General features: G+C 39.7%; 17 protein-coding genes. 4 read left to right on the forward strand and 13 right to left on the reverse strand.

The features are described 5' to 3' along the window. Positions 1–34: 34 nt before the first annotated feature. A complete protein-coding gene (locus BUB77_RS03220; protein ID WP_073272812.1) occupies positions 35–967 on the reverse strand; it encodes a helix-turn-helix transcriptional regulator in 933 nt (310 codons plus the stop codon). A gap of 184 nt (positions 968–1,151) precedes the next feature. Between BUB77_RS03220 and BUB77_RS03225 the strand changes: the two genes are divergently transcribed. Then, a complete protein-coding gene (locus tag BUB77_RS03225; RefSeq protein ID WP_073272814.1) occupies positions 1,152–1,571 on the forward strand; it encodes a pyridoxamine 5'-phosphate oxidase family protein in 420 nt (139 codons plus the stop codon). Between the two features lie 120 nt (positions 1,572–1,691). On the opposite strand, the gene uvrA is transcribed toward BUB77_RS03225, so the two are convergent. The 6 genes from uvrA to rhaD all read right to left on the reverse strand — a co-directional run bounded on the left by uvrA (position 1,692) and on the right by rhaD (position 10,675). Next, on the reverse strand, positions 1,692–4,523 hold the full coding sequence (uvrA, locus tag BUB77_RS03230; protein ID WP_073272816.1) for an excinuclease ABC subunit UvrA: 2,832 nt from the start codon (positions 4,521–4,523) through the stop codon (positions 1,692–1,694). A 42-nt stretch (positions 4,524–4,565) separates the two neighbouring features. Beyond that, entirely contained in the window at positions 4,566–5,690 is a 1,125-nt protein-coding gene (locus BUB77_RS03235; protein ID WP_207650819.1) for a sigma-70 family RNA polymerase sigma factor, read from the reverse strand. A 251-nt stretch (positions 5,691–5,941) separates the two neighbouring features. Further along, positions 5,942–8,560 (reverse strand): DNA mismatch repair protein MutS, encoded by a 2,619-nt coding sequence (gene mutS, locus BUB77_RS03240; RefSeq protein ID WP_073273004.1) that lies wholly within the window; start codon positions 8,558–8,560, stop codon positions 5,942–5,944. A gap of 51 nt (positions 8,561–8,611) precedes the next feature. Beyond that, positions 8,612–9,130, reverse strand: coding sequence for a CarD family transcriptional regulator (locus BUB77_RS03245; RefSeq protein WP_073272820.1), 519 nt, complete (start codon positions 9,128–9,130; stop codon positions 8,612–8,614). 16 nt (positions 9,131–9,146) lie between these two features. After that, positions 9,147–9,434 (reverse strand): hypothetical protein, encoded by a 288-nt coding sequence (locus tag BUB77_RS03250; RefSeq protein ID WP_073272822.1) that lies wholly within the window; start codon positions 9,432–9,434, stop codon positions 9,147–9,149. A 416-nt stretch (positions 9,435–9,850) separates the two neighbouring features. Then, positions 9,851–10,675: a rhamnulose-1-phosphate aldolase gene (gene rhaD / locus BUB77_RS03255; RefSeq protein ID WP_073272824.1), complete on the reverse strand. Its 825-nt coding sequence runs from the start codon at positions 10,673–10,675 to the stop codon at positions 9,851–9,853. Positions 10,676–11,865: 1,190 nt separating this feature from the next. On the opposite strand from rhaD, the gene BUB77_RS03260 reads away from it, so the two are divergent. The 3 genes from BUB77_RS03260 (at position 11,866) to BUB77_RS03275 (ending at position 15,392) form a co-directional block, all read left to right on the forward strand. Next, positions 11,866–12,597, forward strand: coding sequence for an ABC transporter ATP-binding protein (locus tag BUB77_RS03260; RefSeq protein WP_073272826.1), 732 nt, complete (start codon positions 11,866–11,868; stop codon positions 12,595–12,597). Beyond that, positions 12,584–13,327 (forward strand): ABC transporter permease, encoded by a 744-nt coding sequence (locus tag BUB77_RS03265; RefSeq protein ID WP_073272828.1) that lies wholly within the window; start codon positions 12,584–12,586, stop codon positions 13,325–13,327. The genes BUB77_RS03260 and BUB77_RS03265 overlap by 14 nt, the downstream gene beginning before the upstream one ends. Positions 13,328–13,604: 277 nt before the next feature. Beyond that, entirely contained in the window at positions 13,605–15,392 is a 1,788-nt protein-coding gene (locus BUB77_RS03275) for a sensor histidine kinase (RefSeq protein ID WP_073272832.1), read from the forward strand. Positions 15,393–15,885: 493 nt separating this feature from the next. On the opposite strand, the gene BUB77_RS03280 is transcribed toward BUB77_RS03275, so the two are convergent. The 6 genes from BUB77_RS03280 to BUB77_RS03305 form a co-directional block, all read right to left on the reverse strand. Next, entirely contained in the window at positions 15,886–19,305 is a 3,420-nt protein-coding gene (locus BUB77_RS03280) for a glycoside hydrolase family 2 TIM barrel-domain containing protein (RefSeq protein ID WP_073272834.1), read from the reverse strand. Between the two features lie 143 nt (positions 19,306–19,448). Beyond that, on the reverse strand, positions 19,449–21,002 hold the full coding sequence (locus tag BUB77_RS03285; RefSeq protein ID WP_073272835.1) for a response regulator: 1,554 nt from the start codon (positions 21,000–21,002) through the stop codon (positions 19,449–19,451). Between the two features lie 275 nt (positions 21,003–21,277). Continuing rightward, the gene (locus BUB77_RS03290; protein ID WP_073272837.1) at positions 21,278–23,065 is read right to left on the reverse strand and encodes a type 2 periplasmic-binding domain-containing protein; all 1,788 of its coding nucleotides are present in this window, start codon (positions 23,063–23,065) and stop codon (positions 21,278–21,280) included. Positions 23,066–23,124: 59 nt separating this feature from the next. Then, positions 23,125–24,045 carry a carbohydrate ABC transporter permease gene (locus BUB77_RS03295; RefSeq protein WP_073272839.1) on the reverse strand — a complete coding sequence of 307 codons (921 nt, stop codon included), beginning with the start codon at positions 24,043–24,045 and terminating at the stop codon, positions 23,125–23,127. Positions 24,046–24,060: 15 nt separating this feature from the next. Next, positions 24,061–25,014, reverse strand: coding sequence for an ABC transporter permease (locus tag BUB77_RS03300; RefSeq protein ID WP_073272840.1), 954 nt, complete (start codon positions 25,012–25,014; stop codon positions 24,061–24,063). Positions 25,015–25,634: 620 nt separating this feature from the next. Beyond that, complete coding sequence (locus tag BUB77_RS03305) at positions 25,635–26,204, reverse strand: phosphatase PAP2 family protein (protein WP_170866568.1); 570 nt, start codon at positions 26,202–26,204, stop codon at positions 25,635–25,637. Positions 26,205–26,410: the final 206 nt, after the last annotated feature.

Below are 26,410 nucleotides of genomic sequence, written 5' to 3' on the forward strand. Positions count from 1 at the left end.
TGCCGGCCCCATCATTATCACCTTCAGCTTAGGGCTATTCCCTGTATAGCTTTATCATACTTTCCATTCGTTTGTACAACTCCTCCCGCACGCGCCGGGGTTCCAGACACTCACATTTGCTTCCCAACTGGAGCAGGAGTCCATAACCGTAATCATCTTCAATAAAAGGATACTGAACCAGAAGCTTATCTTCACCAACTGCTTCCATACCGGACTCGTCCACTACATCCAGCATCCGGCTGTACAGGGACTTGTCAATAAGAAGCTTTACCATAATCATTTCTTTTCTTCCCGCTTCCAGGGAGTGCAGCAGCTTATGGGAAAATTCTCTTGGTTCAAATGTTTCTTCCCCAACGTTAAGTAATGAAATACGCAGGACTTTAAAAATACGAAAATCCTGCTTTGACGTACAATAGCCGACCAAATACCAATTGGAGTCCTTTAAGATCAGCTGATACGGCTCAACCATTCTGTTACTTTTTTTGCTGTTTTGATCAAAGTACTGAAAATTCAGATATTTTTTATCATAAATGGCATTTTTAATAACTGCCAGATTTTCATTTAGATTTCTATTTCCAAACCAGGGCGTATAATCAATCGTGATTTGGCTTGATTTCTGTTCAATATCTTTGATATGCTCTTCCGGCACCAGTCCTTTTACCTTTGCCATCGTATGAAGCAGCTCCGTATTGGATAACGAAGCATGTACACTGCCAAGAGCTGTTAGCAGCAAGGTTATATCCGATAACGTAAAGAGCTTCTTATCGATTTTATACTGCTCCAGGATACTGAAGCCCCCATCGGAGCCTGCATAAGCCACAATTGGAATTCCGGCCCCATTAATTGTTTCCATATCTCTGTAAATGGTCCGCCGGGAGACTTCAAATGTCTCTGCCAGTGCCGTAGCACTGACCACCCTGCGTTCAAGCAAAAGCATTATTATCGATATAATTCGTTCAATTTTCATTTCCATCACCTTATTTATTTTTTTGAATCATACAACCTTGACATATAGATGTCAAGGTGCCTGTGTTACACTTCTCCTGTAACCAGATATTACACCAGTAATTAAGAAGAATAAAAAAGAAAGGATAAATAATCCACTAACCAAAGTTCAACTTATATAGGATAATCGGATTATATGGAGCAAAATGGATTTTAAGAATGAATTTAAAAGAATTATGGAGAACGCCGTTGAGCTTTCTCTTGCAACCTCAGTTGACAATGTCCCAAATGTAAGAATTCTGACCTTCTGCTATGATGAACAGAAGGAGGGAGTTGCTTACATAGCAACTTATAACCAGTCTCCTAAGACAGCGGAATTTGCTAAAAATAATAAGGTTGCATTTACTACAATTCCTGTTGGTCCCGACGCAGTCAGGGTAACAAATGCCAGCATTCAGAAAAGTGAGCTTACCGTACATGATCTGAAAGATAATTTTATCCGTAAATTCCCTGGCTTCCAGGCTACTTATGATTATGCGGGTCCAATGATGGATATTTACGAAATTCATTTTAATGAGGCCTTTGTAATTGTAGGCTTCAACAACACGGACAAGATTTCCCTGTAATAATAAAAGCAGGTAAGAGTAAAGCAAAATGATGTGCCCCCACAAAGTTAGACCTAAAATCTAACTTTGTGGGGGCAGTTCAAAACTGCTTTACCTGCCTGCTATTTTACTTTTATCCTGCTATTCCGCTCTTTGCAAATACTTTCTCAAATACTGTCCGGTAAAGGATTCACTGTTATCAATAATCTCTTCCGGTTTTCCCTGGCATACGACCGTTCCTCCGCCGTCTCCTCCTTCCGGGCCCAAATCAATAATATAATCGGCTGTCTTGATTAAATCCAGATTATGCTCTATTACGATTACCGTATTGCCGTTTTGAACTAATTTCTTTAAAATCTCCGTCAGTTTATGAACATCTGCAAAATGAAGACCGGTGGTGGGTTCATCCAGAATATAAACGGTCTTACCGGTTCCGGGCTTGCTGAGTTCGGCTGCCAGCTTGATTCTCTGGGCTTCTCCTCCGGATAAGGTGGAGGAGGCCTGTCCCAATTTTATATAGGATAAACCTACATCATAAAGGGTCTGGATTTTATTCCGAATCCTGGGGAGGTTCTCAAAATAGGTCAAAGCTTCTTCCACTGTCATTTCCAGAACATCATGGATATTTTTGTTTCTATATTGGATTTCCAGGGTCTCTCTGTTGAACCTCTTTCCCTGGCAGACATCACAGGGAACATAAACATCCGGCAGGAAGTTCATCTCCACTTTTATGATTCCGTCTCCGCTGCAGGCCTCACACCTGCCGCCCTTCACATTAAAGCTGAATCTCCCTTTTCCATAGCCTTTTGCCTTTGCTGCCGCCGTCTGCGCAAATAAATCCCTTATCATATCAAATACCCCGATATAGGTAGCCGGATTTGACCTCGGCGTTCTGCCGATGGGACTTTGATCCACGTTAATCACTTTATTCAGTTGCTCCATGCCGTCTATTTTCTCGTATTTTCCCGGAATGCATCTTGCCCTGTTCAGGCTTCTGGCAAGGACTTTATATAATATCTCATTAATGAGAGTACTTTTTCCGGAGCCGGACACACCGGTCACACAGGTAACCACTCCCAAAGGAAAACTTACATCAATGTTTTTCAGATTATTTTGGGCAGCTCCCATAACCTTTAAATACCCTTTGGGCTCTCTTCTGGTTTCAGGTACGGGAATGGATATTCTACCGCTAAGATAGGCACCTGTTACGGAGGCCTCATTGATCATCAGCTCTTCGGCAGTTCCGGCTGCAATGATTTCACCGCCATGCTCCCCGGCACCGGGACCTATGTCGATAACATAGTCCGCCGCTCTTATGGTGTCTTCATCGTGCTCCACGACCAAAACGGTGTTATCCAAATCTCTTAAATGATACAGTGTATTTAACAGCTTGTCATTATCTCTTTGATGAAGTCCGATACTGGGTTCATCCAGAATGTAGGTGATTCCTACCAGGCCGGACCCTATCTGGGTTGCAAGCCTTATTCTCTGCGCCTCGCCTCCGGATAAGGTGGCAGCTGCTCTGGCAAGCGTCAGGTATTTTAAGCCTACGTCAAGCAGGAATTCAGCTCTGGCCGTAATCTCCTTTTGTATCTGCTCCGCAATGGTCTGCTGAAATGCCGAAAGCTTTATGCTTTTTATAAAATCATAAAGTTCCTTTATGGACAATTCCGTAACCTCATAAATATTTTTCTCTGCCACCGTCACAGCCAGGGCTTCCCTATTCAGCCTCTGACCGCCGCAGGCTTTACAGGGTATAGTATTCATGTAGGTTTCATATTCTGCTTTTACAACCTCCGCACCTTCCCGGTACCTTCTTTCGGCATTCTTTATTATCCCTTCAAATGCAATGGAATAGGTACCTTCACCCCTCTGCCCTTTGTAATGGACATCCACTTTTTCATCGGTGCCATATAGCAGTATGTCATGTACTTCCTTGGAATAGGATTCAAAAGGCATATCAAGCCTGACATAAAACCGTTCGGAAAGCACCTTTAAGACAGCCCTTGTAAAGCTTCCTTCCTCCTTGGAGGACTGCCAGCCGGGAACAATAATCGCGCCTTCATCTATGCTGATGGATTTATCAGGTATAATCAAATCCTCATCAAATTCCATTTTATAGCCTAAGCCGCTGCATTCCGGACAGGCACCAAAAGGGTTATTAAAGGAAAAAAGCCTTGGTTCGATTTCTTCCAGACTGATTCCGCATTCCGGGCAGGCATAATTAGCACTGATGATAATTGGCTCTCCCCCTATAACATCCACCTGCACAATATCCTCCGCCAGCTTCAGCGCATGTTCAATGGAATCCGCCAGCCTTGGTTCAATACCGTTCCTTACCGCCAGCCTGTCAATAATAATACTTATTGTATGCTTGATATTTTTATCCAGCTCAATGCTTTCATTCAGTTCATGCAATATGCCATCTATAACCACACGAACATAACCGCTTTTCTTTGCCTGCTCCAATATCTTTTCGTGGCGTCCCTTCTTTCCCCTTACTACGGGAGCAAGGAGCTGGAACTTTGTTCCTTCCGGTAAAGCCATTATCGTATCTATCATCTGGTCAACCGATTGTTTATTGATAACCCTGCCGCATTTTGGACAGTGGGGAATACCAATCCTGGCATACAGCAGACGTAAATAATCATATATTTCCGTAATTGTGCCTACGGTGGAACGTGGGTTGCGGTTGGTGGATTTCTGCGCTATGGAAATAGCTGGCGATAAGCCCTCGATTCTATCCACTTCCGGCTTTTCCATCTGCCCCAAAAACATTCTGGCATAGGAAGACAGGGATTCCATATATCTTCGCTGGCCGTCTGCGTAAATTGTATCAAAAGCCAGGGAGGATTTGCCGGAGCCGCTGATTCCCGTTATTACTACCAGCTTATTTCTGGGTATACTGATGTCCACATTTTTCAAATTATGAACCCTTGCACCTTTTATTTTTATAAATGATTTGTTTTTCATGGAATCCTTTCTGCACTTTCTGCATGAACCAGCGAATGTTTTTTAATTATCCAAATAAGCCTTCAGTTCCTGAACTTCCTTTTTTCCCTTCAGCTTTAGAATTGCTCTTGCTTCAATCTGCCTGATACGCTCCCTTGTAAGCTGGAACGCCATTCCCACCTCCTGGAGGGTCCATATTTTTCCGTCCTCCAGGCCAAAACGCAGTCTGATGATTTGCTGCTCTCTTAAGGAAAGGGAAGAAAGTACTTCATTAATCTGTTTTCTCAGCATGATTTGCTCTACAGATGTAAAGGGGTTCTCCATACTCTCATCCGCCACAAAATCTATCAACTGGCTATCCTCTTCCCCAATGGGCGTTTCCAGGGAAATCGCATCGTCATACAGTTTTATGATTTCTTCCATTCTTCCCGGCAGCATCCCCATTCGCTCCGCCAATTCGGCTACCGTCGGGTCCCTTCCGGTATCCGAAAGGAATTGCTTGCTGCACTTTGATATGTTGTTCATCTGCTCTTTTAAATGCACCGGCAGCCTGATAATCCGGGACTGGTCCGCAATTGCCCTGGTTATTGCCTGCCTTATCCACCAGGTTGCATAAGTGCTGAACTTAAAGCCTTTGCGGTAATCAAACTTTTCAACCGCCTTGATGAGCCCAAGATTTCCTTCCTGTATCAAATCGGACAAAGTCATGCCGCTTCCCCGCGCATAGCGTTTTGCCACACTGACTACAAGCCTCAGATTTGCATTTGTCATCTCTTCCTTTGCCTCTTCATCTCCAGCTTTTATCCTTTTCGCAAGCTCCAGTTCCTTTCTTTGATCCAGCAATTGTATTTTACCTATGCTTTTTAAATATATTTTAACAGAATCTTCCGGTATATCCACTTCCGGTATATCCACTTCCGGTGTATCTATTTCCTGTATATCTACTCCCTGTACTTCCGTTAAATCATAGCTGCCATCTATCTCTTCCGCAACTTCCATATCAGGGGGTTCCTCTGCTGCATCCATTTCCGGAACCTCTTTGCCCGGCTTATTTGTTTTCCTAAATGCCTTCGTTTTCCATGGTCCCGTTAAATTGTTTTCTTCTATAATCTCATCCTGTTGAGCTGGCATATCATTATCAAAGGTATCTGTAAATAAATTCTCTAACTTGTCCATCCTGTTATTCATTTTAATCCCCATGTGCATCGCAAGTTTACTTGCGATACTGCTTATTAGTAAGTTTACGCGAAACCGCCCAAATAGAAAGTGAAATGCCCGGTTATGAACCAACCATATGCCATGCTACCTCATATTTTATCAAGAATTTTAGCGTTCTGAAAGCAAAATCTCTCCTGCCGGCTGAAGTTTGGTTAATTGTTCGTACATTGTTCGGTATATTTTTGTGCAATATTACAATATCATTATGACAATTTTTGTTATTAATCAGCTGCCAGGCTGCCCCCTTTTACCTCATTTACTTTTTGATATAATTCTGTCAAGTAAAGAAAGGCTTCAGCCGGTGTAACGGAATTCAGGTCTAAATTCTTTAAATCCTCAATTATTTTTTCTGTCTGACCTGGAATTGCTTCCCTGGTTATTTTTCTGTCTTTCTGAATGGAAAAGCTCCTTACAGCCCCATCCTTTTGGCTTAATTTCTCAATGATTATTCCAGCCCGTTCCAAAACACTATCCGGTACGCCGGCTAACCTTGCCACGTGGATTCCATAGCTTTTATCCGTACCTCCGGGAATGATTTTACGAAGAAAAATAATATCCTCTCCCTTTTCCTCTACGGCAACACAATAGTTGCTGACTCCTTCCACTTTCTCTTCCAGGCGGGTTAATTCCTGGTAATGGGTAGCGAATAAGGTTTTTGCTCCCATCCGTTTTTGTACCGCAATATATTCCACCACTGCCCAGGCTATTCCCAATCCATCAAAGGTAGACGTTCCTCTTCCGATTTCATCCAGTATGATAAGGCTGTTTGGGGTCGCATATCTTAAAATTTCCGCCACCTCTGTCATTTCAACCATAAACGTACTTTGTCCGGCAGCTAAATCATCCGAGGCACCGATTCTTGTAAAGATTCTATCCACTATACTGATATTTCCGGATGAAGCAGGTATAAAACTGCCCATTTGCGCCATCAGTACAATTAAGGCACACTGCCGCATATAAGTGGATTTTCCCGCCATATTGGGACCTGTGAGTATGGATATCCTTTTCTCTTTCTTGTCAAGGCAGATGTCATTGGGAATAAAATCAATTTCAGGGGACATCTGTTCAATAACCGGATGCCGTCCATCCTTTATCTCTATGATTCCCGCCCTATTGATATCAGGACGCACATACCGGTTTTTATCCGCCACATAAGCAAGGGAAGCAAATACATCCATTTGGGCAGCAGCTCTTGCCGTCTGCCTTATTCTGGGCACTTCCCTTGCAATCCCTTCTCTTATTTGGCAGAACAAATTGTATTCCAGAGTCAAGAGCTTATCATCTGCTCCTACCACAATTTCCTCCAGCTCTTTCAGCTCTGTGGTAGTATACCGTTCCGCATTGGATAAGGTTTGTTTTCTGATCCATTCATCCGGTACCAGATTTTGATTGGATTTGGTCACTTCCAGGTAGTATCCGAATACACGGTTATATTTTATTTTCAGATTCTTGATTCCGCTTCTTTTTCTTTCCTTCCCTTCCAGTTCAGCAATCCAGGTTTTTCCCTCTGTCTTAGCTCTCCTTAATTTATCTACTTCCTCATGATACCCGTCTTTTATAATTCCTCCCTCCTTCGGGGATAGGGGGGAATCCTCCGTAAATGCCCTTTGGATCAGGCTGCAGATATCCTCCAGGGTATCCAGCTCTATGTATATTTCTTTCAGCAAAACTGTGCCGGTTCCAGATATAAGCTGCTTAATGGACGGCAATACGGCCAAGGAAGTCCCAAAGGCGATAAAGTCCCTCGGCCCGACACTTTTATAGCTGATACGGCTGATCAGCCTTTCAAAATCATACACGGATTCCAGATAACCTCTGAGTTCATCCCTCCTTATAACAGAGGAATTCAGTTCTTCAATTACTTCCAGGCGTTTATTGATCTCCTCTGTCTCTGTCAGCGGCTGTTCCATGTAACTTCTCAGCAGCCTTGCCCCCATTGCAGTCTTAGTCTTATCCAGCACCCACAGCAGGGAGCCTTTTTTATGCCTCTCCCGGAGAGTTTCCGACAATTCCAGATTTCTTCTTGCCGTACTGTCCAGAACCATATAATTGTCAACCGTATATGGAGTAATTTCTGTCAGGTGGGCCAGGGAATTTTTTTGAGTTTCATACAGGTATAATAAAACGGCTCCAGCGGCAATGACACCGGCTGACCCTTCTTTTAAGCCAAGACTATCCAGGGCAGGAATAAAAAGATGCCTCAACAGAATATTCCTGCAGGCATCCGGTTCAAAATAAACAGCGTCAAGGTTCGAAACAGTTATGGAAAGCTGTTCCCTTGCCATCATAAATTCCCTTTTGTTCAGGAAACTCTGATTGCATATTATTTCTGAGGGCGTATATTTACTGATTTCATTTATTACGCTTCCTTCACTTTTAACCTCTGTAACAAAAAAATCACCGGTAGTGATATCCACTGCGGCTATTCCAAAGACCCCGGCTGCCTGTACAAGGCACATGAGGAAATTATTTCTCCCCTCCTCCAAAGCCGGGGCATTCAGATTGGTTCCCGGTGACACAATACGGATAACTTCCCTTTTAACAATCCCCTTTGTGGCTTTCGGATCTTCCATCTGATCACAAATGGCCACCCGGTAACCCTTCTCAATTAACTTGCATAAATAGCTATCGACATTCTGGCACGGAAGCCCGCTCATAGGAGCTCTCTCCTCCTGCCCTACATATTTGCCGGTCAGGGCTATTTCCAGTTCTCTGGCACAAATGACTGCATCCTCATAAAACATCTCATAGAAATCCCCTATTTGATAGAAGAGGATGCAGTCCTTATGCTGTTCTTTTATCTCCCTGTACTGCCGCATCATCGGTGTTAATTCTGCCATTCCAACCTCTTTCGTAACTATCTGATTTGCTCTGTCATACATGAATATGATCTACTTCCCTTTCACTTTAGTTGCCTCTATTCTCTCCACGATTTCACTTTCGGCTTTCTCACACGGTATCCCAAGAACGATAGCAAGCTCTCCAAAAAGCCTGCTTTTTATTAAATCCATATATTTCTTATCCATGGCGGATAATTTCTGATTATTGCCGCTTCTTTTATATTCCTTATCAGACAAGTATTTAAAAAGCTGCAGTAATTCACAGCAGTCATTTTCCTTCAATGCTTCCTTATAAATCTGTTCGCATCTTTTATCGTCCAATATCCGGATGGGTTTTAGCTGAGGCACCTCCTGAATCAGTTTCACAGCCTCCTCCCTTGAAATAATACTTCGCATCCTGACTTTATTGTTTTCCACAGGAGTGTATATGGTACTGCCATTGGATTGTAAGGGCTCCAGGGTATAGTACAATTTTGCAGGGTCCAGACCTTCTCCATCCAGGTTACCGATACTCCTGATTCTGCAAATTCCTACCACGCCGTACATAATATAATGATTTACCAGAAACATGTATTCATTCCTCCTTTTACACTTCAAATAAAAGTCTGACTGTTGAAATACACCCTTTTATTTTAACCCTGCCTTTTTCATACTCAGGCGGTACCCGTAACCGTTCATTCGTATCTATGACTGCATCAAACACAGTTCCCTCTTTTCCTGCGGTATAATTCAAAGCACTCTGTGAATCAGAAAGATATAATGTGTTCCTATCTTTCCATTTCCCAACTATTTTTTTCTTTTTTAATTGATATTCTTTTGGCAGTGTAACTTTCCCATTATAAACTTCCGATTTCATTTCTCCTACTACAAACATTACGTCCTCCTGTTCCGGTACAATAACCCTTTCCTATATGCTGAAGAACCGTAGTTTTCAGCAATCGTTAATTGTTCCAAAATAATTTATATATTAATTTTAACATTAAATTTTTTTTAATGTCAGCTAAATTTAACTATATTTTGCATTTTCAGCATTTTACCCCTAGTTCGGTTGGTCATACTTTGTGCAAAATTATACTGGTTTTTACATAAAATTAGGGTTTTACAATTAGTCAAGGGTTTTATATAAATAGCCCCTTGCAATAAATTTTGGTTTTTATATATAAACAGTCGCTTGCAATTAATCATGGTTCTTAACATAAAAACAGCGCCTTGCAACTAACCAACGGTCAGGTGCAGTGCACTGTTTATTAAAGGTCTTTTATGATATCCAGCTATGCTTCGCTCTAAATATTATTTCTCGTAAAGAAATTCTTCCGGAAGTTCTACATGGAAGGCCTTTGCCAGGTCCCTGAAGTTATCCGGTGTTATGGTCTGGTGTTTACCGGACATGGAAAAAATCTTAACCAGGATTTCGGCTGACTTTTCAACTGTATGCATCAAGCCGAATGTCAAATCAAAATCCTCTCCGGAGCAGAACATTCCATGGTGTGCCCATATGGCTACGTCATATTTCTTCATCAGTTCACTGGTTGCTATTGCGATATCACGGCCTCCGGGAACCATCCAGGGAACTACTCCAACACCCTTTGGAAATACCACCGGGCATTCTGTTGCAGCCTCCCATAGCTCCCTTGTAAATACTTTATCGCTTAAGGGAAGTACAAAAGTCAGTGCTATAATATTTGTCGTATGTGCGTGGTAAATAACCCTGTGCTTACCGCCGGTAACCGCCTTCTTCACCTCATGATTCATTAAATGGGTCGCCAATTCGCTGGTAGGAGTTCCTCCCTCGGCCAGCCCCCATCTGATACGGTATTTATCTCCCGTGGAATCAATTTCTATAATCGTAATGCATACTTCCGGGTCAACACTGATATTTCTGAAATATTTTCCGCTTCCTGTTACCAGGAAAAACTCACCGGCAAGTGTGGGAACACTGGTACCGATATCATGCCATTCATCGTTGTTTGAAAGTCTTGGCATTACCTCCATTACTTCTTCTTCCTTTAAACGGTAAGAAAGATTTCCTCCGTTTCTTTCATGCCAGCCCTGCTGAAAGCCATCATCTGCCATTTTAATAAAGCCTTTTACAAACTTTGTATCTAGGATTTTCATATATTTATACCGGGAATGTGTTGTTTTCCTTTTCCTTTCCTGTTATTTGGTTGTTTTATAGCTTTATTATACTTTGGTTTTGTTGTTTTGTAAATATGTCTTTTATTTAATGAGGGGGAAGTGTTATGGGGGGGATTGGGAAACGGACGATAATTAGGGCTGTATTCCTTCGGGTTTCTCGTTCAGGGCTCCAAATTCCACTAAAATGGCAGTAACTATTCCTGGGAAGAGAAAATGATACCAAACTCGCTGTAGATGTTTGGGCAATGTGTTGTTGAGAGCTTCGAACAGTGGTATCCTTTTCTCTAGTCATAGTTACTGCCATTTAAGTGTCATTAGGGAGCCCTTCAATAGAAATCCGAAGGAATACAGCCCTAATTATCTGATTGTTGCAATTGAGTTTTATATGCACTATGTGCATTGTTAATTAATGAAGGTTAAAGGTTTATAAGGCAGGGGGATATATGATATTGCAGAATAAAAATATGCAGAACGATTGTTTATAGCTTAAACTACTGAACAATATTACATAGTTAAAATAAAAACTCTTGTATTTATGCTAGCTAACTTCATTTTAAACTATTTAAAAAACTAGAGAATATCTTATTCTAAATAAAATTTAATATCCAATACTTCAGTTTCATTCATTAATTTCTCTCATTCTCAAAACATTAAACGAATTACTAAATCAATTATTCCCCTCTCTAATCACTTCATAAATAACAAAGAAAAAATAAAACATTAAAAATAAAACATAAAAAATTTATAATTGAAATACCCAGATGAATTGGGCTTTCTGTTTAGGAGTTTTGTCTTGAGAGGTTCCTTAATGACACTTAAACGCCGGCAGCTATGACTAGGTAAAGCAGCTCCACTGTCTGAGCGCAATACATTTCACGTACTTCACATCCTCCCAGCGAGTTTGGAGCAGCTTTGCCTGCCAGGAATAGCTGCCGGCGTTTCTAGTGGAATAAGGAACCTTGAAAACAAAACTCCTAAACAGAAAGTCCAATTCATCGTCCGTTTCCACATCCTAAACCCGTTTTTCCCTTTCATATCTTAAAACTGCGTCCATCATAACAGCAGATTTTATACTTTATTAAAATTATAAAACCCTACACTTTAACACCAGCCTTCCTTCCAGTATTATTCTATTTTATGAAATTAATAAAACAGGAAGGATGATTCGCATGGAAACAACCATTAAAGTAGAAGAATTATGCAAGTCCTATGCCCATGTAAAAGCCGTAGAAAACGTCAATTTCTCTATTTGCTCCGGAGAAGTATTTGGCTTGCTGGGTGCAAACGGTGCTGGAAAAAGCACTACAATTGAGTGTATTTTAGGTACCAAAAAGCAGGACAGGGGAAGGGTGTCCATTTTGGGAATGAATCCTCACAAGGAGCGGAAAAAGCTCTTTGAGAGGGTGGGTGTTCAATTTCAGGAGGCTAATTATCAGGACAAAATAAAGGTGTCTGAGCTTTGTAAGGTCACCTCCTCCCTTTACAAAACCTCTCTGGATTATATGCCTCTATTAAAACAGTTTGGGCTTTCCGACAAGCTGAAAAGCGATGTAAGTGAGCTTTCGGGAGGCCAGAAACAGCGGCTGTTTATAGTTCTTGCACTTATTCCGGACCCTGAGGTCGTATTTTTAGATGAACTGACAACCGGATTGGATACAAAGGCCCGGCGGGATGTTTGGAAAAGCCTCACTGACTTAAAAGCAAAAGGCTTGACCATTCTGCTGACCTCTCATTTTATGGACGAGGTGGAAGCCCTGTGTGATAAGATCATGATTCTAAAAAATGGAGTCAGCATATTTTACGGGACAGTACAGGATGCAGTTGCAGCCAGTCCCTATGATAAATTTGAAGATGCGTATCTATGGTATACGAATGAGGAGGAAGAAAATGCGGGCATTTAGAACACTATTTATTACAGAAAGCAGGCTGTCCCTTCGCGGAATGGACATGTTCATTTTTGCAATATGCATGCCTGTTGTTATGGTGGTTATTTTAGGGGCTGTTTTTGGAAATAAGCCTGCTTTTGATGGAGCGGACTATACCTTTTTGGAGCAATCCTTTGGAGCAGTGGCAACAATTGCAATTTGTGCCGGCGGAGTTATGGGACTTCCGTTAGTCGTATCCGATTACCGAAACAGGAAGATTTTAAAACGGTTCAAGGTCACACCAACCAGTCCCGCCCTTATTTTAGCGGTTCAGACTGCAATCTATGCACTTTATTCCATCCTTTCACTCATTCTGGTTTATATAGCAGGGGCAGTTTTTTTCAGCTATCAATTACATGGTTCCTGGCTTAAATTCCTGGGCGCCTATTTGCTGGTTATGCTTTCTATGTTCAGCATTGGATTAATGGTAGGGGGACTTGCCCCGAACATGAAAATAGCAAGTGCCGCAGCAAGCCTGCTGTACTTTCCAATGCTGATTTTTTCAGGTGCTACTTTGCCTTATGAAGTTATGCCCGCACCACTTCAAAAAGTGGCGGATGTTATGCCTCTGACCCAGGGTATTAAGCTACTGAAAGCGGCTTCACTGGGTCTGCCCATGGATAGTGTTTTTATCCCCATTGCTGTAATGGCTGCACTTGCTGTGATTTGTATATGTATCTCCCTCTTCTTTTTTAAGTGGGAGTAGTTCTTGCTTTCCTGCTGCTGGACTGAGATGAAAATCTGCTGCTGGAGCGATGTGTAAAGCTTCAGCTCAGCCTGTCTGCATGCTGAATCCAAGGGGATTCGTTTGAATTATTACCAGATTTTTGTTATAATGCTATTAACTAACAGAACTAATTTATCCATTCAAACAAACACCCCTCTTACATGCGGTGAGGCCATTTCCGACAGTCTTTCTGTAAAAATGAAGGCTTCAAAAAGAGGGAAGCGTTCAATAATAATTACAGAGAGGGATTATACATATGTTTCATATTACAAAACCAGTATCCAGAATGAAAATTAAAAAGCAGATGTATCTTATATTTATACCGTTAATTATAATACCTGTTTTATTTATAGGTACTTATCTGACAACCTTTTTTATGAAAGCATTGTACAAGCAGACCAGTACACAGCTGGAATCTGATAACATACGTGTAAAATCCATAATGCTGGATTGCCTGATAAATGTTTACAATATATCAACCGATTTAATATCGGATAATATGCTGAAATCGATTCTGACAACAACCTACCTAGATGCGAAAGAAGCAAATAATTCTCTTAATAACTATAATCCCTACGAAGACTATGTACAAAATTATTCTTTTATCTCTTCCATAACCGTATATACGGATAATACCACGCTGCCTGAAACCAAATATATTAAGCATATTAATCCCTCCATCTATAAGCAGTTAGTATCGAAGGTCCTGATTCCCTCCAGCTGTAAATGGGCTTATTCCTCACCGGATACTGCCGTCAATCCTGCCAGGGAACTGATGCTGATACGTTCTTTTCAGACCGTTCAATCAAAATACAAGGCTATTGTTGTTATTAAAATCAGCAATAATTTTATTAAAAACCGAATTCAGAACAATGATTTATATACCGCTATTTCTTTAAACAACAATCCTGTTTTTTTCAGCACTACCCGTTCAATGCAGGGGAAGCCCCAGGATGTTCCCATTGACTACAATACGGACTATTATCAGTATAAGGGGCTTTTTAATTTCCAGGATGCCAATGTACTGGGACATGTCTCTTCCTTACCGGTATTTCAATCAAAGGATAAGCTCTATATAACTACTATTGATTTTGAAGCTTACCGCAATATCACAAAAATTATGATAATGTGTATAGCAATCATATCGCTGGCAATCTTCATTCCTCTGGCCGGCATTTTATTATATACGAAATTTTTTAGTACGAGAGTTAATTCCTTAAGGACTGCTATGAGAAGTGCCGCTATGGGTAATTTTGACGTGATTGAAACCCTTCGGGGGGATGATGAGTTGACGGAAACCTTTGCAGACCTGCAATATATGATTACTACATTAAAGCAAAAAGAAGCAGCAATGTTCGAATCAAAACTGAAGGAAAAAGAATTGCTGAATCAGCAGCAGCGGATGGAATTTAAGATTTTATCCAGTCAGATCAATCCTCACTTTTTGTATAACACACTTGAAACTATTCGTATGCTGGCAATCGATGCCGGAACCATGAATATAGCTTCTGCCATAAAGTTACTTGGAAAATCCATGCATTATGTGCTTGAGAATGCAGAGACCTTTTCAACCACCCTTAAAAATGAGCTGGACTATATTGACGTATATTTGCAAATACAAAAGTTACGTTTCGAAGAACGGCTGGATTACAAAATAGAATTACCGGATGATTTTTCTGCCAAAGACTATCAGATACTGCCTCTTTTACTTCAGCCCATCGTAGAAAATGCAGTTTTGCATGGGCTTGAGAATGTATCGAAAAATGGGTATGTTTCCGTCATTATAAATACCGACTTTAATACAAAATTATTTATCGATATTCTGGACAACGGAACAGGAATGACCAGTGATAAACTAAACCATTTAAACCGTCTGTTAACTGATAATATTGACTATGATGCCGACAGAAGCAGCATAGGGCTGAGTAATATAACCAGACGTATACGTTTATTCTACGGAGAGTCTTATTATATGAAAATTATCAGCTCCACCGAAAAGGGAACTCATGTACAATTGGTACTTCCTCTTATTCCGAATCAATAAATAAATGGAAGCAATAAAATAAATAGAATCATTAAAATAAATGAAAGTATTAAAACCCAAATCCCGGTAACCAGCCAGGTTAATGATTTTTAAAACTAACAAAAAGATGAGACCGCCGCAAAAGAACAACTAATACCGGATATTGCATACATAAATGAATTTATGCAGGATATCGGTATGAACTTTCTTTTACAGCGGCCCCATCTTTTTGCATATAGCCTATGTTAAACTAAGCCATGACAGGCATTGTACCAATTCTCATCAATCTTTTGTATATACCCTAAGTGAACTTAAGCCAGTAGCAGGCATTGCCGATTCTCACCAATCTTTTTTGTATATACCCTAAATGAACTTAAGCCAGTAGCAGGCATTGAGCCAATTCTCACCAATCTTTTTTGTACATACCCTAAATAACTTAAGCCAGTAGCAGGCATTATGCCGCTTCACACAATCTTTTTTGCACGCAGCCTAAGTTAACTTAACAAATACAAATTCAGTTTTTTCTTTGAAACTGAAACCATTTAAAGTCAAACTTACTGCCAGGTAAGAAAATAAAGCTAACTTTATTGCATCCGGTGATGTTTTTTAATTTAAACTCATGTTTTTCATATTCTTCAGAAAAAGGAATTTCCACCAGCTGTTTTTCACAATGGCTATCCTTATCAAATTGAATATGTACTGTATTAATATCAATCGGTGAACGGCCGAATAGAACAATGCTGTCCAGGCCCTCCTGGCCAAAGTCCATATTCTCAAATTCCAGCACTACATTGTTTCCTATATTTTCTATGGCATCCTTTGTAATATTATACGAGTCACCGTAGATTTGGCTATTGTCTTTTACCTCTATGATTTCATAGGCTTTTTCATATTTCTTAAACTGAAATCCCTGAATATCCAGTTTTATTTTTACACCTATGCATAGTGTTGAAATTCCCTTCAGCCTTCTTGGAAGCTTAAAGATTTCCGGCTGGTATGTGTTCCAGATAAAGTCCTTGTGATAAATTGTTTTCAATAAAAGAGAAGCATTTTCTTCTTCCGGCATTCCTTCCCATATTTCAATTTCAAAGGGGTCATTGCCCAAATAATATATCGGTATCCTCAGTTCATCCGAACCGTAATCTCCGAAATCAACTCCTTTAAATCCAATGTAATTCTGCGTATTTTCAGTAGAAACACCGCCCGATAAGCCACTGTGGATTTCTGTATTACTACTATTGTACAGGCCGGCAGATACAAATTCGTATGGATTCAAAGCGGCTTCACCCAAGCCTGTAATTTCAAATTCCAGTTCAGACACTATCCCCGGAACTTTACAGCCGTTATTTGCCGTACACCGGAGACGGAATTCACCATCACCCAGCGCTGTAATTACCGCCTCTGTACCCTGTGCTTCAATTTCCGCAATGTTTGTTATAATACCGTTTGCTGTAATGGCCTTCCACTCAATGTCCTTGTATGTTGCATTATCCGGCAATATTCTGGCAGTAACCTTTACGGACCTGTTTTCTTGTGTCAAAGCACCTTTTCCATGATTTTTCAGCTCAATTTTACGGATGGGTATTTCTTTGATGCTATCCGACTTCCTGTTTTCTGTCAGAGCCGAAACTCCTCTTATTCTTTCATCCTCAAGGGAATGAAAAATTATTTCTTCCGGCTTCATGCCCTCCGATGAAACCTTAAATTGAATAATTCCAGGTTCCTCTTTTGCTGCAACCATGGCAAGGAGTTTTCCCGAAAACAGCCTGCGGCTGGTACCTTTATAAGCCTCATAATCCGTGCTGTCTCCGTTGTCCAATCCAACCAGGCGGCCTGCTCCTGTAACTTCAACCTCAACACGGTTATTCGCATTTGCTACCGGTACGCCCTTCTCATCAGTCATGGAAATCTCTATAAAGATCATATCCATGCCGTTTGTTTTCATTACGGTCTTATCCGGATTTATTACTATTTGGGCAGCATCGCCAAAGGAGCGTTGTTCATCAACTGCTACTATAGTATTCATTTCATCGTATGCCACTGCCCTGATACAGCCCTTTTGATAAGGCACCTGCCATTCACCGGATAATTGTATCCCTTTTTTATGGTCCGCTTCAAATATTCCCATGGATATCTCATTGACAAACAGCTCTGTTTTGGGTGCATTGGAATAGATTCTTATATCAATAAGCTGCCCTTCATTAAAATCCCAGTAGGGCAATATATGAACCATAGGATTTGTCTTATAATCCGTCCATTCTGCCTGATAGATATAGTAGGAATCTTTCTTAAAGCCTGCTGTATCAAGCTGCCCAAAATAAGAATTCTTTGTAAAATAAGGCGTAGGCTCGCCAATATAATCAAATCCGGACCAGATAAACTGCCCAAGGCAATATTTTGCATCCCTGTCATCGGTAATGTTCTTCTGGGTATTTTTTGCACCCCAGCTGGTCGAACAGTTCCCCAAGGAAGAGCATTGCTCATCTTCATGGGTCACTACTGTTTTATCCGCCGGAAAATGATAGATTCCCCTGCTTTGAAGAGTAGAGGCCGTTTCGCTTCCGTATATTACCCAATCGGGATACTTTTTATGATGCTCCTCATACAATGCTTCGCCATAGTTATAACCTGCTATCCGCAGCTCGTCTGCACATTTTTGTGCGTTTTCCCCTGCCATAAAGTTCGAGCCAATGGTAATAACTCCGTTATTTTTCGGGTCGTGAAGAAGTACTAAATCCCGAAGCCTCCTGGTGATTTCCAATCCTCTTTCATCTGCATGGGTATCATATATTTCATTGCCGATACTCCACATTATAATACTCGGATGGTTTCTATCCCTTCGTATCCAGCTGGCAACATCTCTTTCGCACCACTCATTAAAGTATCTGGCGTAATCAAACTCCGTCTTCGGCCTTTCCCACATATCAAAGGCTTCTGACACAATTAAAATACCTGCTTCGTCCGCTAAATCCATCAGTTCAACCGCCGGAATATTGTGGGAGGTCCTTATGGCATTAACCCCCATTTTCTTCAATAATTCTATCTGCCTTCTGATAGCCTCTTTGTTTACTGCCGCTCCTAATGCACCTAAGTCATGATGCTGGCATGCTCCATGTATTTTAGTATATTTCCCGTTAAGAAAAAAGCCTTCCTCCCTGTCAAAAAGCAGGGTCCTGAAGCCAAAGCTTTGAACAACGGAATCAACAGTTTCATCCTCCAAAATTAATTCTGATTTCAGCTGATATAAATACGGTTCTTCCAAACTCCACTCCCGTATATCCTCTAAAAATATCGACTGCTTCTCCCTTGTCTTATCAGCTGTAAGAGTAAGTTTGTCTTCCCTGCTTGCAGCTACCCTTCCCTGTCTGTCCATAATCGAAGTTCTTAACATTGCGCGGCTGTTCTTATGATTCTCTTCTATCAGCTCCGAATCAATTTCCACAAGCCAGCCGTCCTTCTCTTTTTGGGTGGCAATATAGATACCATCGGTTATAAAATGTGCCTGATTTAATATTTTCAGCCAGACATTCCGATATATTCCTGCTCCTGAATACCACCTGGTGTTTAAGCTCTGATAGGTCACTCTAACCTTGATTTCATTTTCGCCGGGATGCAAATATTTTGTTATGTCAAATTCAAAGGAAGTATAACCATATTTCCACTCACCCACTGCGGCATCATTTATGTAAACGGCTGAATCCATATAAACACCTTCAAAATATAAACAGATGACCTTATTTTCCATGTCTTCCACAGTAAAGTGTTTTCTATACCAGCCTTCGCCGGTTTCATATAAATCCTGCATATTGTAAATCAGCCAGTCATGAGGGATGTCTACGGCAGACCATTTAATGTCCCTTTGATTTATAGCCTCAAGAGGTGTAAAAATTTCCTGTTGGGTAAAGCTCCATCCATCGTTGAATAAATAGTTCATTTTAACTCTCCAGTTCCGTAAAGAATTTTAAGCGGTGTTTATAAAATCATCTTCGCAATTACCGTTTCAAAATATGGAATTATATCGTCAATTGCTGTTTCTAAATATATTATCTCAGTAATTTCTGATTTCGCAATATGACATTATACCGGCAATTGCTGCTTTCGAAATTCGGTAGGAGTCAGATTTGTATATCTTTTAAATTTGGTATAGAAATATTCAACACTGCGATATCCTACCTTTTCAGCTATTTCATATACCTTCATATTATCCTGCTTTAACAGCTTAATGGAATTCTGTATCCTTATGTAATCTACATAGTAGTTGAAACTCTCCCCTGTTTTTTCATGAAATATTTTTCCTAAATAACAGCTGTTATAGCCAAACAAGCAGGCAATGCTTTCAAGCTTCAGGTTTTCCATATAATTGTGCTGAATGTAAAAAATCACACTGTCTATAATGCTGTCACTTGAAGAACCGCCAATGGAATTCATAATAATCTCAAATTGCTCTGTAAAAAACGTAATGATTTCATAGAGATAATTTCTCGTTGTTATAAAATTGATAATTTGTGTGTTGGTGGGAAACGGTATTTTACTAACTACATACAGGTTACTGATTTTATCCTTGATCTGTATGAACAAATCCGATAAAAACAGCTTGATATCAGCTATGGTATCCTCACACAGGTTCAGCTTTTTCTCCAAATCATGCAGCGTTTCTACCCATAAATTCCGATTGTGCGACTGGATGAAATTCACCAGCATATTGAAGTATTCCATTATTATTTCATTGTTAAGCTCGAGGGTATCGTGATTTAGCTCCGCCATTGTCTGATAACCTATGGTATGCTGGTTTTGGGCACAAAAAAAACGCCTCTGTAATAATTGAAAAGCATCCAGATAGGAAGTGCGCAGCTCTGCTATAGTTGTTATGATTCTACCATAGGCAATAAACAAAGTGTCAAGAGGCGAGCCCTTCTGCGGCTTCAAATCATATTCAAATTTCTCTAAAAACCGGTTGAACTGGTTTATTGCAAATTCCCCTTTTAGTATTATTACTTCATTGTCATCGACCGTTACACTTTCATAGGAATTGCTGTCCTGGTTCGTAACCCTTAATAACTCGGAAAAATTATAGGAAATATCAGCAATATTAAAACTGTATTTCTCATAAATGACCACTTGATAAAGATTGGCTGTCATATTTAAATCCGTTAAATTTATTTTTGATACATCGGCACTTCCATTAATCAGATCCCTCAATATGGATATTTTCGCTTTTTCACGATAATGGTTGACCGTAATTTTATGAATTGCTTCCTCATTAAGTTCTTTTGAGAGGGATAGCAAGGCAGCTTCCAATTCCTCCTCATTAATTGGTTTATTTAAATAAAATTTAACATCATACCGGATTGCTTTTTGTGCATAGGCAAAATCAGAAAAACCGCTTAAAATAATAATTTTGCCTTTATAATTGCACGCACGTGCACTTTGTATTACATCAAGGCCATCCATAAGAGGCATTTTAATATCCATTAACACGATATCCGGGTTAAATTTAACTAAGCATGAAAGGGTCTCTTCACCGTCCGATGCTTCCGCGATAATCTTATATCCAAGCTGCTCCCAATTAACTATTTTCTTTATGCCTCGTCTAATGATTGTTTCATCGTCTGCGATTAAAACTGTATACATAAATTACCCCATATTATCCTATCTTTATGCATATTTCACTAAGTAACAAAATCATTTTACTATTATATATCTGTTTATGTCAATTGAGCTTTATACGTTAGCTAAAAAAATTGCATTTATTTCCTTTATAAAGCCATTAAAGCAAGCTAAAACTTTATTAATTTAAGTTAAAGTTTTCAAAATGGACTTTATAGCTTAACCACATAAGGAGTTTTTACTATAAAGTCCATTTATCATCACAAATATTTAAAATATCATTTGTTTACATTTGCATCTTATTTTGAAACTGCAATTCTTTCCTGCTTCTGCTGCTCCACATTAGCCTTATCAATGGCGATTACATCATTATAGCCTAAGCCAATGGCTGTGTCTTTCATATCTTTTATTAATTTGTTGAATTCAGCTTCATCCTTTGCAAATACTGCTTTCCAGGAGTATTCTACAATTGTGGACTTAATCTGGGATCTGATTGTTGTAATATCCGACTTTTCGGAAGGAACAGCATATCCGCTTCCCGGGGATACAACGATCTGCTTATTGGCATCAAAGAATTCTGCAGCATTTTTTGCTTTCATGTGAGCCTGCCAATCCTTTTCAACATCCGTTAAGTTTATATTAACATAGCTATCCCAAAATTGATAATTATAAGAGAATCCGGTTTCGGGGTTAATTTCTCCATCGCCTACAACTTTATAATTCAATCTTTCTATCCCATCTGCATAATTGCCACCGCCATATTCCTCGGGCATAGCTGTTTTATCGCCATTTGTCATACATTGGTAACCGAAGTCAGTTAATGCCGGCTTGCCATCAACTACATTCCACATAAGATCTTTTATACCTGATATGCTGCCTGCATAAGCTACTTCCAGGCCTTCGGGAGAATATAACCAATCAATGAAATCCATCAATCTTTGAGGGTCTTTTGCTTTACTGCCTATCATTACTGCATTATTAGGATTGCCCTTTGAATAACATCCCCATGCATATAACTTAAAATCATCGATAGCTGCCGTATTAAATGCCTTGCCTGCTGATGTATGCTCCGTTGTATTATAAGCAGATGATAACCAGGGCCAGGGTGAATACAACACTGCTCCATCCTTATATTTATTGGATAAAGTATCATAATTCTGGGTTGTTGATTCCGGATCTAACAATCCCATCTGGTTTGCCTGGAAGTAGAATTTAAGGCCTCTGATATAGAGTGAATCATCATCAAGGGCACTCTGGGGTTCTGCTGAATCATCTGCCTTGGCATATACAAAACCCATGGGAGCATAGCCATACATGGATGCCATTTCATTGGCAGCTTTCATGAAATCTCCGTCCCAGTCCTTAAAGATTGAAAAGGCATATACCTTTTTGCCTGAATCACTCTTTCCTGCCATGTCCTGCATATTTTTCATTACAGGAAGTAAGTCCTCCAATGTACTCATCTTAGGATAACCTAACTGCTTATATAAATCCCATCTGATATAAGTTCCGAAATTTAATGTGGTACCGCCCATTCTTGTAGTTGCAGGTCTCTCCGATACCTCGGAAGGAATTGCCCAGACGCCCGGATCTTTTACCATCTTCTTATTGGTAAAGTCGACAGCATCCTGATATTTTGCAAGATTTTCCTTGCCCTTCATCAAATTTGTCATATCTTGAACCAATCCCGCTGTTACCAAATCCTGAAGTCTGCCGCTGGCTGTTGAAGTAAAGATCAGGTCACCTAAATTTCCTGCGGCACTGCGTGTCTGCAGCAAGGTGTCACCACCGCCGGCTACATTGGGAGCAATAATGTTAAGCTCCATATTGAATTTATCTTTAATAATTTTTGCGAACCAGCCGGACTGGATTCCCTGGTAGTTTGCCTGTGAATCAAAAACATCCACGGTAATAAAATCCTTATACTTTGCTGCCCCCTGAGCATTATCAGCATTTGAACCGGTGTTTGAATCCGATGTTTCATTGGTTTTTGAAACATCCTTGCCGTTATTCTCTTTGCTGCAGCCAGAGAACATTGACATAACCAATATTAGGCACAATAAAATACTGATTACCTTCTTTTTCATGTTATCCTCCTTAAATATTATTATTTATAATAAAAACCTAAGTTTTTATTTCATTGCTCTTACCCCTTTACAGAACCTAACATCATACCTTTTACAAAATACCTTTGAAAGATCGGATAAATAAACAGGATTGGCAGTACCACAATAACCGAAACAGTCATACGAATGGAAGTTGGTGTCTGTTGGGTCACCAGGGCTTCCATATTAAGACTAGTGCCTCCGCCGCTGCTTTTTATCATTTGCGCCAGGGAATTTGCCTGGTTGATATATGTATACAGCAAATATTGCAGTGAGTATAATTTCTGATTTGTAATATATATCAGAGTATCCTGGAAAGAGTTCCATTGGCCGACTGCAGAGAATATTGCTATGGTAGCAAGAATTGGCTTGCTGGTCGGAAAGATAATTCTAAAAAACACTGTCAGTATCCCGGCCCCGTCAATTTCTGCTGCTTCCTGTAAGGATGCAGGTATTGATTCCACAAAGGTCTTAACCAAAATGATATTAAAGGGCTGAACGATTGCAGGTATAACATAAACCCAAAAGTTATCTGTTAAATTTAAATTTTTCATTGTGATAAAGGTAGGTATCAGGCCTGCATTGACATACATCGTTATAGCCATCAGGCGGTACCACAGCTTTCGTTTCCACATCAGCTCCTGTGTAAACATAAACCCCAAGAAGGCAGAAGCCATTACGGTGCAGAAGGTACCAATCACTGTTCTTTCAAGGGATATAAGTGCTGCACCTGAAAGACCTTTCAGCTGAAGAACCTTTATATAATTCTCAATATGAATGCTCTGAGGCCAAAACCGTATTACACCATTGGCACTTAAATTATTGGCACTGATTGTGTTGATGATTAAATAATAGAAAGGGTAAGCGCATATGAGTGTAAAAAGCGCAAATACGGTGTAATTAATGATGTTAAAAAATACGTCCTGTTTCGAATAATTTTTTTTCGCCCTAGCTTTTGTCATATAACCAACCTCTTTCTATATAATTGATTGCCCTCTTACTTTTTTCGATATGAAATTTACAAATACCAAAAGGGTAACACTGACGACACTTTTCATCATACTGATTGCAGTTGCAAGTGACAGACTATTACCTGTCATACCGATGTTATATACATATAAGTCAAGTACCTGTATTCTGGATTTATTAAAAGCATTCTGGAATACATAATACTGGTCCAATCCATTGTTAATAAAATTGGCAACGGATAACATCAATAAAACAAAAAAGGTTGGCATCAATTCCGGCAAGGTTATGTATCTCATTAATTTGAACCGGTTCGCACCATCTACTCTTGCAGCCTCGTACTGCTCCTGGTCAATACTGGATATGGTGGCAAGATAGATAATTGCTCCCCAGCCAAGGCCTTTCCACGTACTCCATAACCACATGGTAAGATAGACATGCTTTCCGCTGTCTAAGAACTTCACTGCTTCTGTTGTTATATGCCATTCCTGCAGCAGATTATTGATCAAGCCAGTACTGGAAAACAGGTTAAATGCCACGGAATATACCAGGACCCAGCTTATGAAGTTTGGAATTGTAGTTAAGGTCTGCACCAGCTTTTTAAACCAGCTGCACTTGATTTCATTTAACAGTACAGCAAAAAGGACAGGCAGTAAGGAAGTAGCAATTCCTATGGTACTCATGGCAAATGTATTTGTCATGACCTTACCAAGTTCCATCAGCTGTACTTTATTCGTAAACAGCATCTTAAACCATTTCAAGCCAACAAAGGCACATTGGGATAACTTAAGCGGAGACCGGTAATCATATAGAGCATAGATCCATCCATATAAGGGAAAATAGGAAAATAGAAAACTTAATAACAAAAAAGGTGATATTAGGAGAAACATCTTAAATCCCCGTTTACTCCTAGCCTTACTTTTGACCGGTGCTTTTTTCTGAATAACTGCTGATGAATCTGACATTTCATTTCCTCCTGTTAAATCAGCATATTGTAGTACCACGTATTTTTAACATGAAGATATTATAGCATCTGTTCATTTTAAGAAATATCCTATATTTTTTATATTATTTGTTATAAAAAACCTTCATAAAAATAAATAATATAATTTATTAAGGTTTTATGTGGAATAAATCCTATAACATTTCCAATCTTAGTATGGTATCTTTAAAAGATATATGCAAACAAAAGTAACATCAATAAAATAAGGGCTTGAAATTCGTGTTGCACAAATTTCAAACCCTTTAAATTTACTAACTGCTTTTGTACTTTCCTATAATTGTGATGCTGATAAGATTTCAGCAGTTTTTACGGAAGTAGGCACTGTAATTGCACTGATCATTGTTCTCACAGGAGCACAGCCTGTCAATAACATTATCATAATGACGATTACTGCCAAAAAAATTTTTCCCTTGTTCATTAATAGTCTCTGCTCCTTTTCACTGATTGACGTGCATACAATTATTCCTTGCTTCTCTTCTTTTTTACAATTATGAATGTACCAGCATAATAATAATAATAATAATAATACCCAATACAATAGCTGTTATCTTAGTATACCCAATAATGGAAGGGATATTTAGCTTATTCCAAATATCGTATCATGCCTTTCAAAGCTCCATTCTCCCTCATATAATAATATATTCTCCGTACTGTTACCGCAATTAAGCTGCCTATCAAGGCTCCGCAAATAACATCCGTAGGATAATGGACCCCCAGATATAATCTTGAAAAGCCTATTAAGGCTGCTAAAACCAGAGCAGGTATCCCCCATTTTTTCGGCAACTCCCTGTGCAGTATGACAGCTGCTGCAAAGGAACTTCCCGTATGTCCTGACGGAAAGGAAAAATCCGATTGTTTTTCAATTAATAATTGTAAACCTGTTATGACCTCATAGGGTCTTATTCGTGCAACCAGATTTTTCAGAAGCACGTTGTCGATAAGAAAGGAACCAAGAAGTGCAGCCAGCGACATGATACCTGCTTTTCTTGATTTTTTAAACAGAAGCATTATAACGGAAATTACCAGCCAGATTGCCCCGCTGTTCCCCAGCCTTGTTATTATCACAAAAACAGGTGTCAGAAAGGCATTTCTCACAAATTCCTGTATCCACAATAGAATGCTGCTGTCCAAGCCCAGTAAATAATTAATCATCATTTGCCTCCATCGTTTTTTGCTCTTTTCCTCCATAACTTGACTGTTCTGTCAAAATAGCCGCTTCTTATCAGCTAAATGATAGCTAAGGAGTTCTTATGTTTCCTATGCTATATACTCTACCACTATGTAATAAACTTTAAAAAAACAAAGCTTAAACAATTTATAAACAAATAATAATCATAGAAGGTATACAGCTGATTTGG

Origin of the sequence: Anaerocolumna jejuensis DSM 15929 (assembly GCF_900142215.1) — a bacterium.
GTDB classification, from domain to species: domain Bacteria; phylum Bacillota; class Clostridia; order Lachnospirales; family Lachnospiraceae; genus Anaerocolumna; species Anaerocolumna jejuensis.

What these genes read in the sequence shown, in the direction of transcription:
- BUB77_RS03220 (WP_073272812.1), bottom strand. Translation starts at nt 967, where the DNA reads ATGAAAATTGAACGAATTATATCGATAATAATGCTTTTGCTTGAACGC.
- BUB77_RS03225 (WP_073272814.1), top strand. Translation starts at nt 1,152, where the DNA reads ATGGATTTTAAGAATGAATTTAAAAGAATTATGGAGAACGCCGTTGAG.
- uvrA (WP_073272816.1), bottom strand. Translation starts at nt 4,523, where the DNA reads ATGAAAAACAAATCATTTATAAAAATAAAAGGTGCAAGGGTTCATAAT.
- BUB77_RS03235 (WP_207650819.1), bottom strand. Translation starts at nt 5,690, where the DNA reads ATGAATAACAGGATGGACAAGTTAGAGAATTTATTTACAGATACCTTT.
- mutS (WP_073273004.1), bottom strand. Translation starts at nt 8,560, where the DNA reads ATGGCAGAATTAACACCGATGATGCGGCAGTACAGGGAGATAAAAGAA.
- BUB77_RS03245 (WP_073272820.1), bottom strand. Translation starts at nt 9,130, where the DNA reads ATGTTTCTGGTAAATCATTATATTATGTACGGCGTGGTAGGAATTTGC.
- BUB77_RS03250 (WP_073272822.1), bottom strand. Translation starts at nt 9,434, where the DNA reads ATGTTTGTAGTAGGAGAAATGAAATCGGAAGTTTATAATGGGAAAGTT.
- rhaD (WP_073272824.1), bottom strand. Translation starts at nt 10,675, where the DNA reads ATGAAAATCCTAGATACAAAGTTTGTAAAAGGCTTTATTAAAATGGCA.
- BUB77_RS03260 (WP_073272826.1), top strand. Translation starts at nt 11,866, where the DNA reads ATGGAAACAACCATTAAAGTAGAAGAATTATGCAAGTCCTATGCCCAT.
- BUB77_RS03265 (WP_073272828.1), top strand. Translation starts at nt 12,584, where the DNA reads ATGCGGGCATTTAGAACACTATTTATTACAGAAAGCAGGCTGTCCCTT.
- BUB77_RS03275 (WP_073272832.1), top strand. Translation starts at nt 13,605, where the DNA reads ATGTTTCATATTACAAAACCAGTATCCAGAATGAAAATTAAAAAGCAG.
- BUB77_RS03280 (WP_073272834.1), bottom strand. Translation starts at nt 19,305, where the DNA reads ATGAACTATTTATTCAACGATGGATGGAGCTTTACCCAACAGGAAATT.
- BUB77_RS03285 (WP_073272835.1), bottom strand. Translation starts at nt 21,002, where the DNA reads ATGTATACAGTTTTAATCGCAGACGATGAAACAATCATTAGACGAGGC.
- BUB77_RS03290 (WP_073272837.1), bottom strand. Translation starts at nt 23,065, where the DNA reads ATGAAAAAGAAGGTAATCAGTATTTTATTGTGCCTAATATTGGTTATG.
- BUB77_RS03295 (WP_073272839.1), bottom strand. Translation starts at nt 24,045, where the DNA reads ATGACAAAAGCTAGGGCGAAAAAAAATTATTCGAAACAGGACGTATTT.
- BUB77_RS03300 (WP_073272840.1), bottom strand. Translation starts at nt 25,014, where the DNA reads ATGTCAGATTCATCAGCAGTTATTCAGAAAAAAGCACCGGTCAAAAGT.
- BUB77_RS03305 (WP_170866568.1), bottom strand. Translation starts at nt 26,204, where the DNA reads ATGATTAATTATTTACTGGGCTTGGACAGCAGCATTCTATTGTGGATA.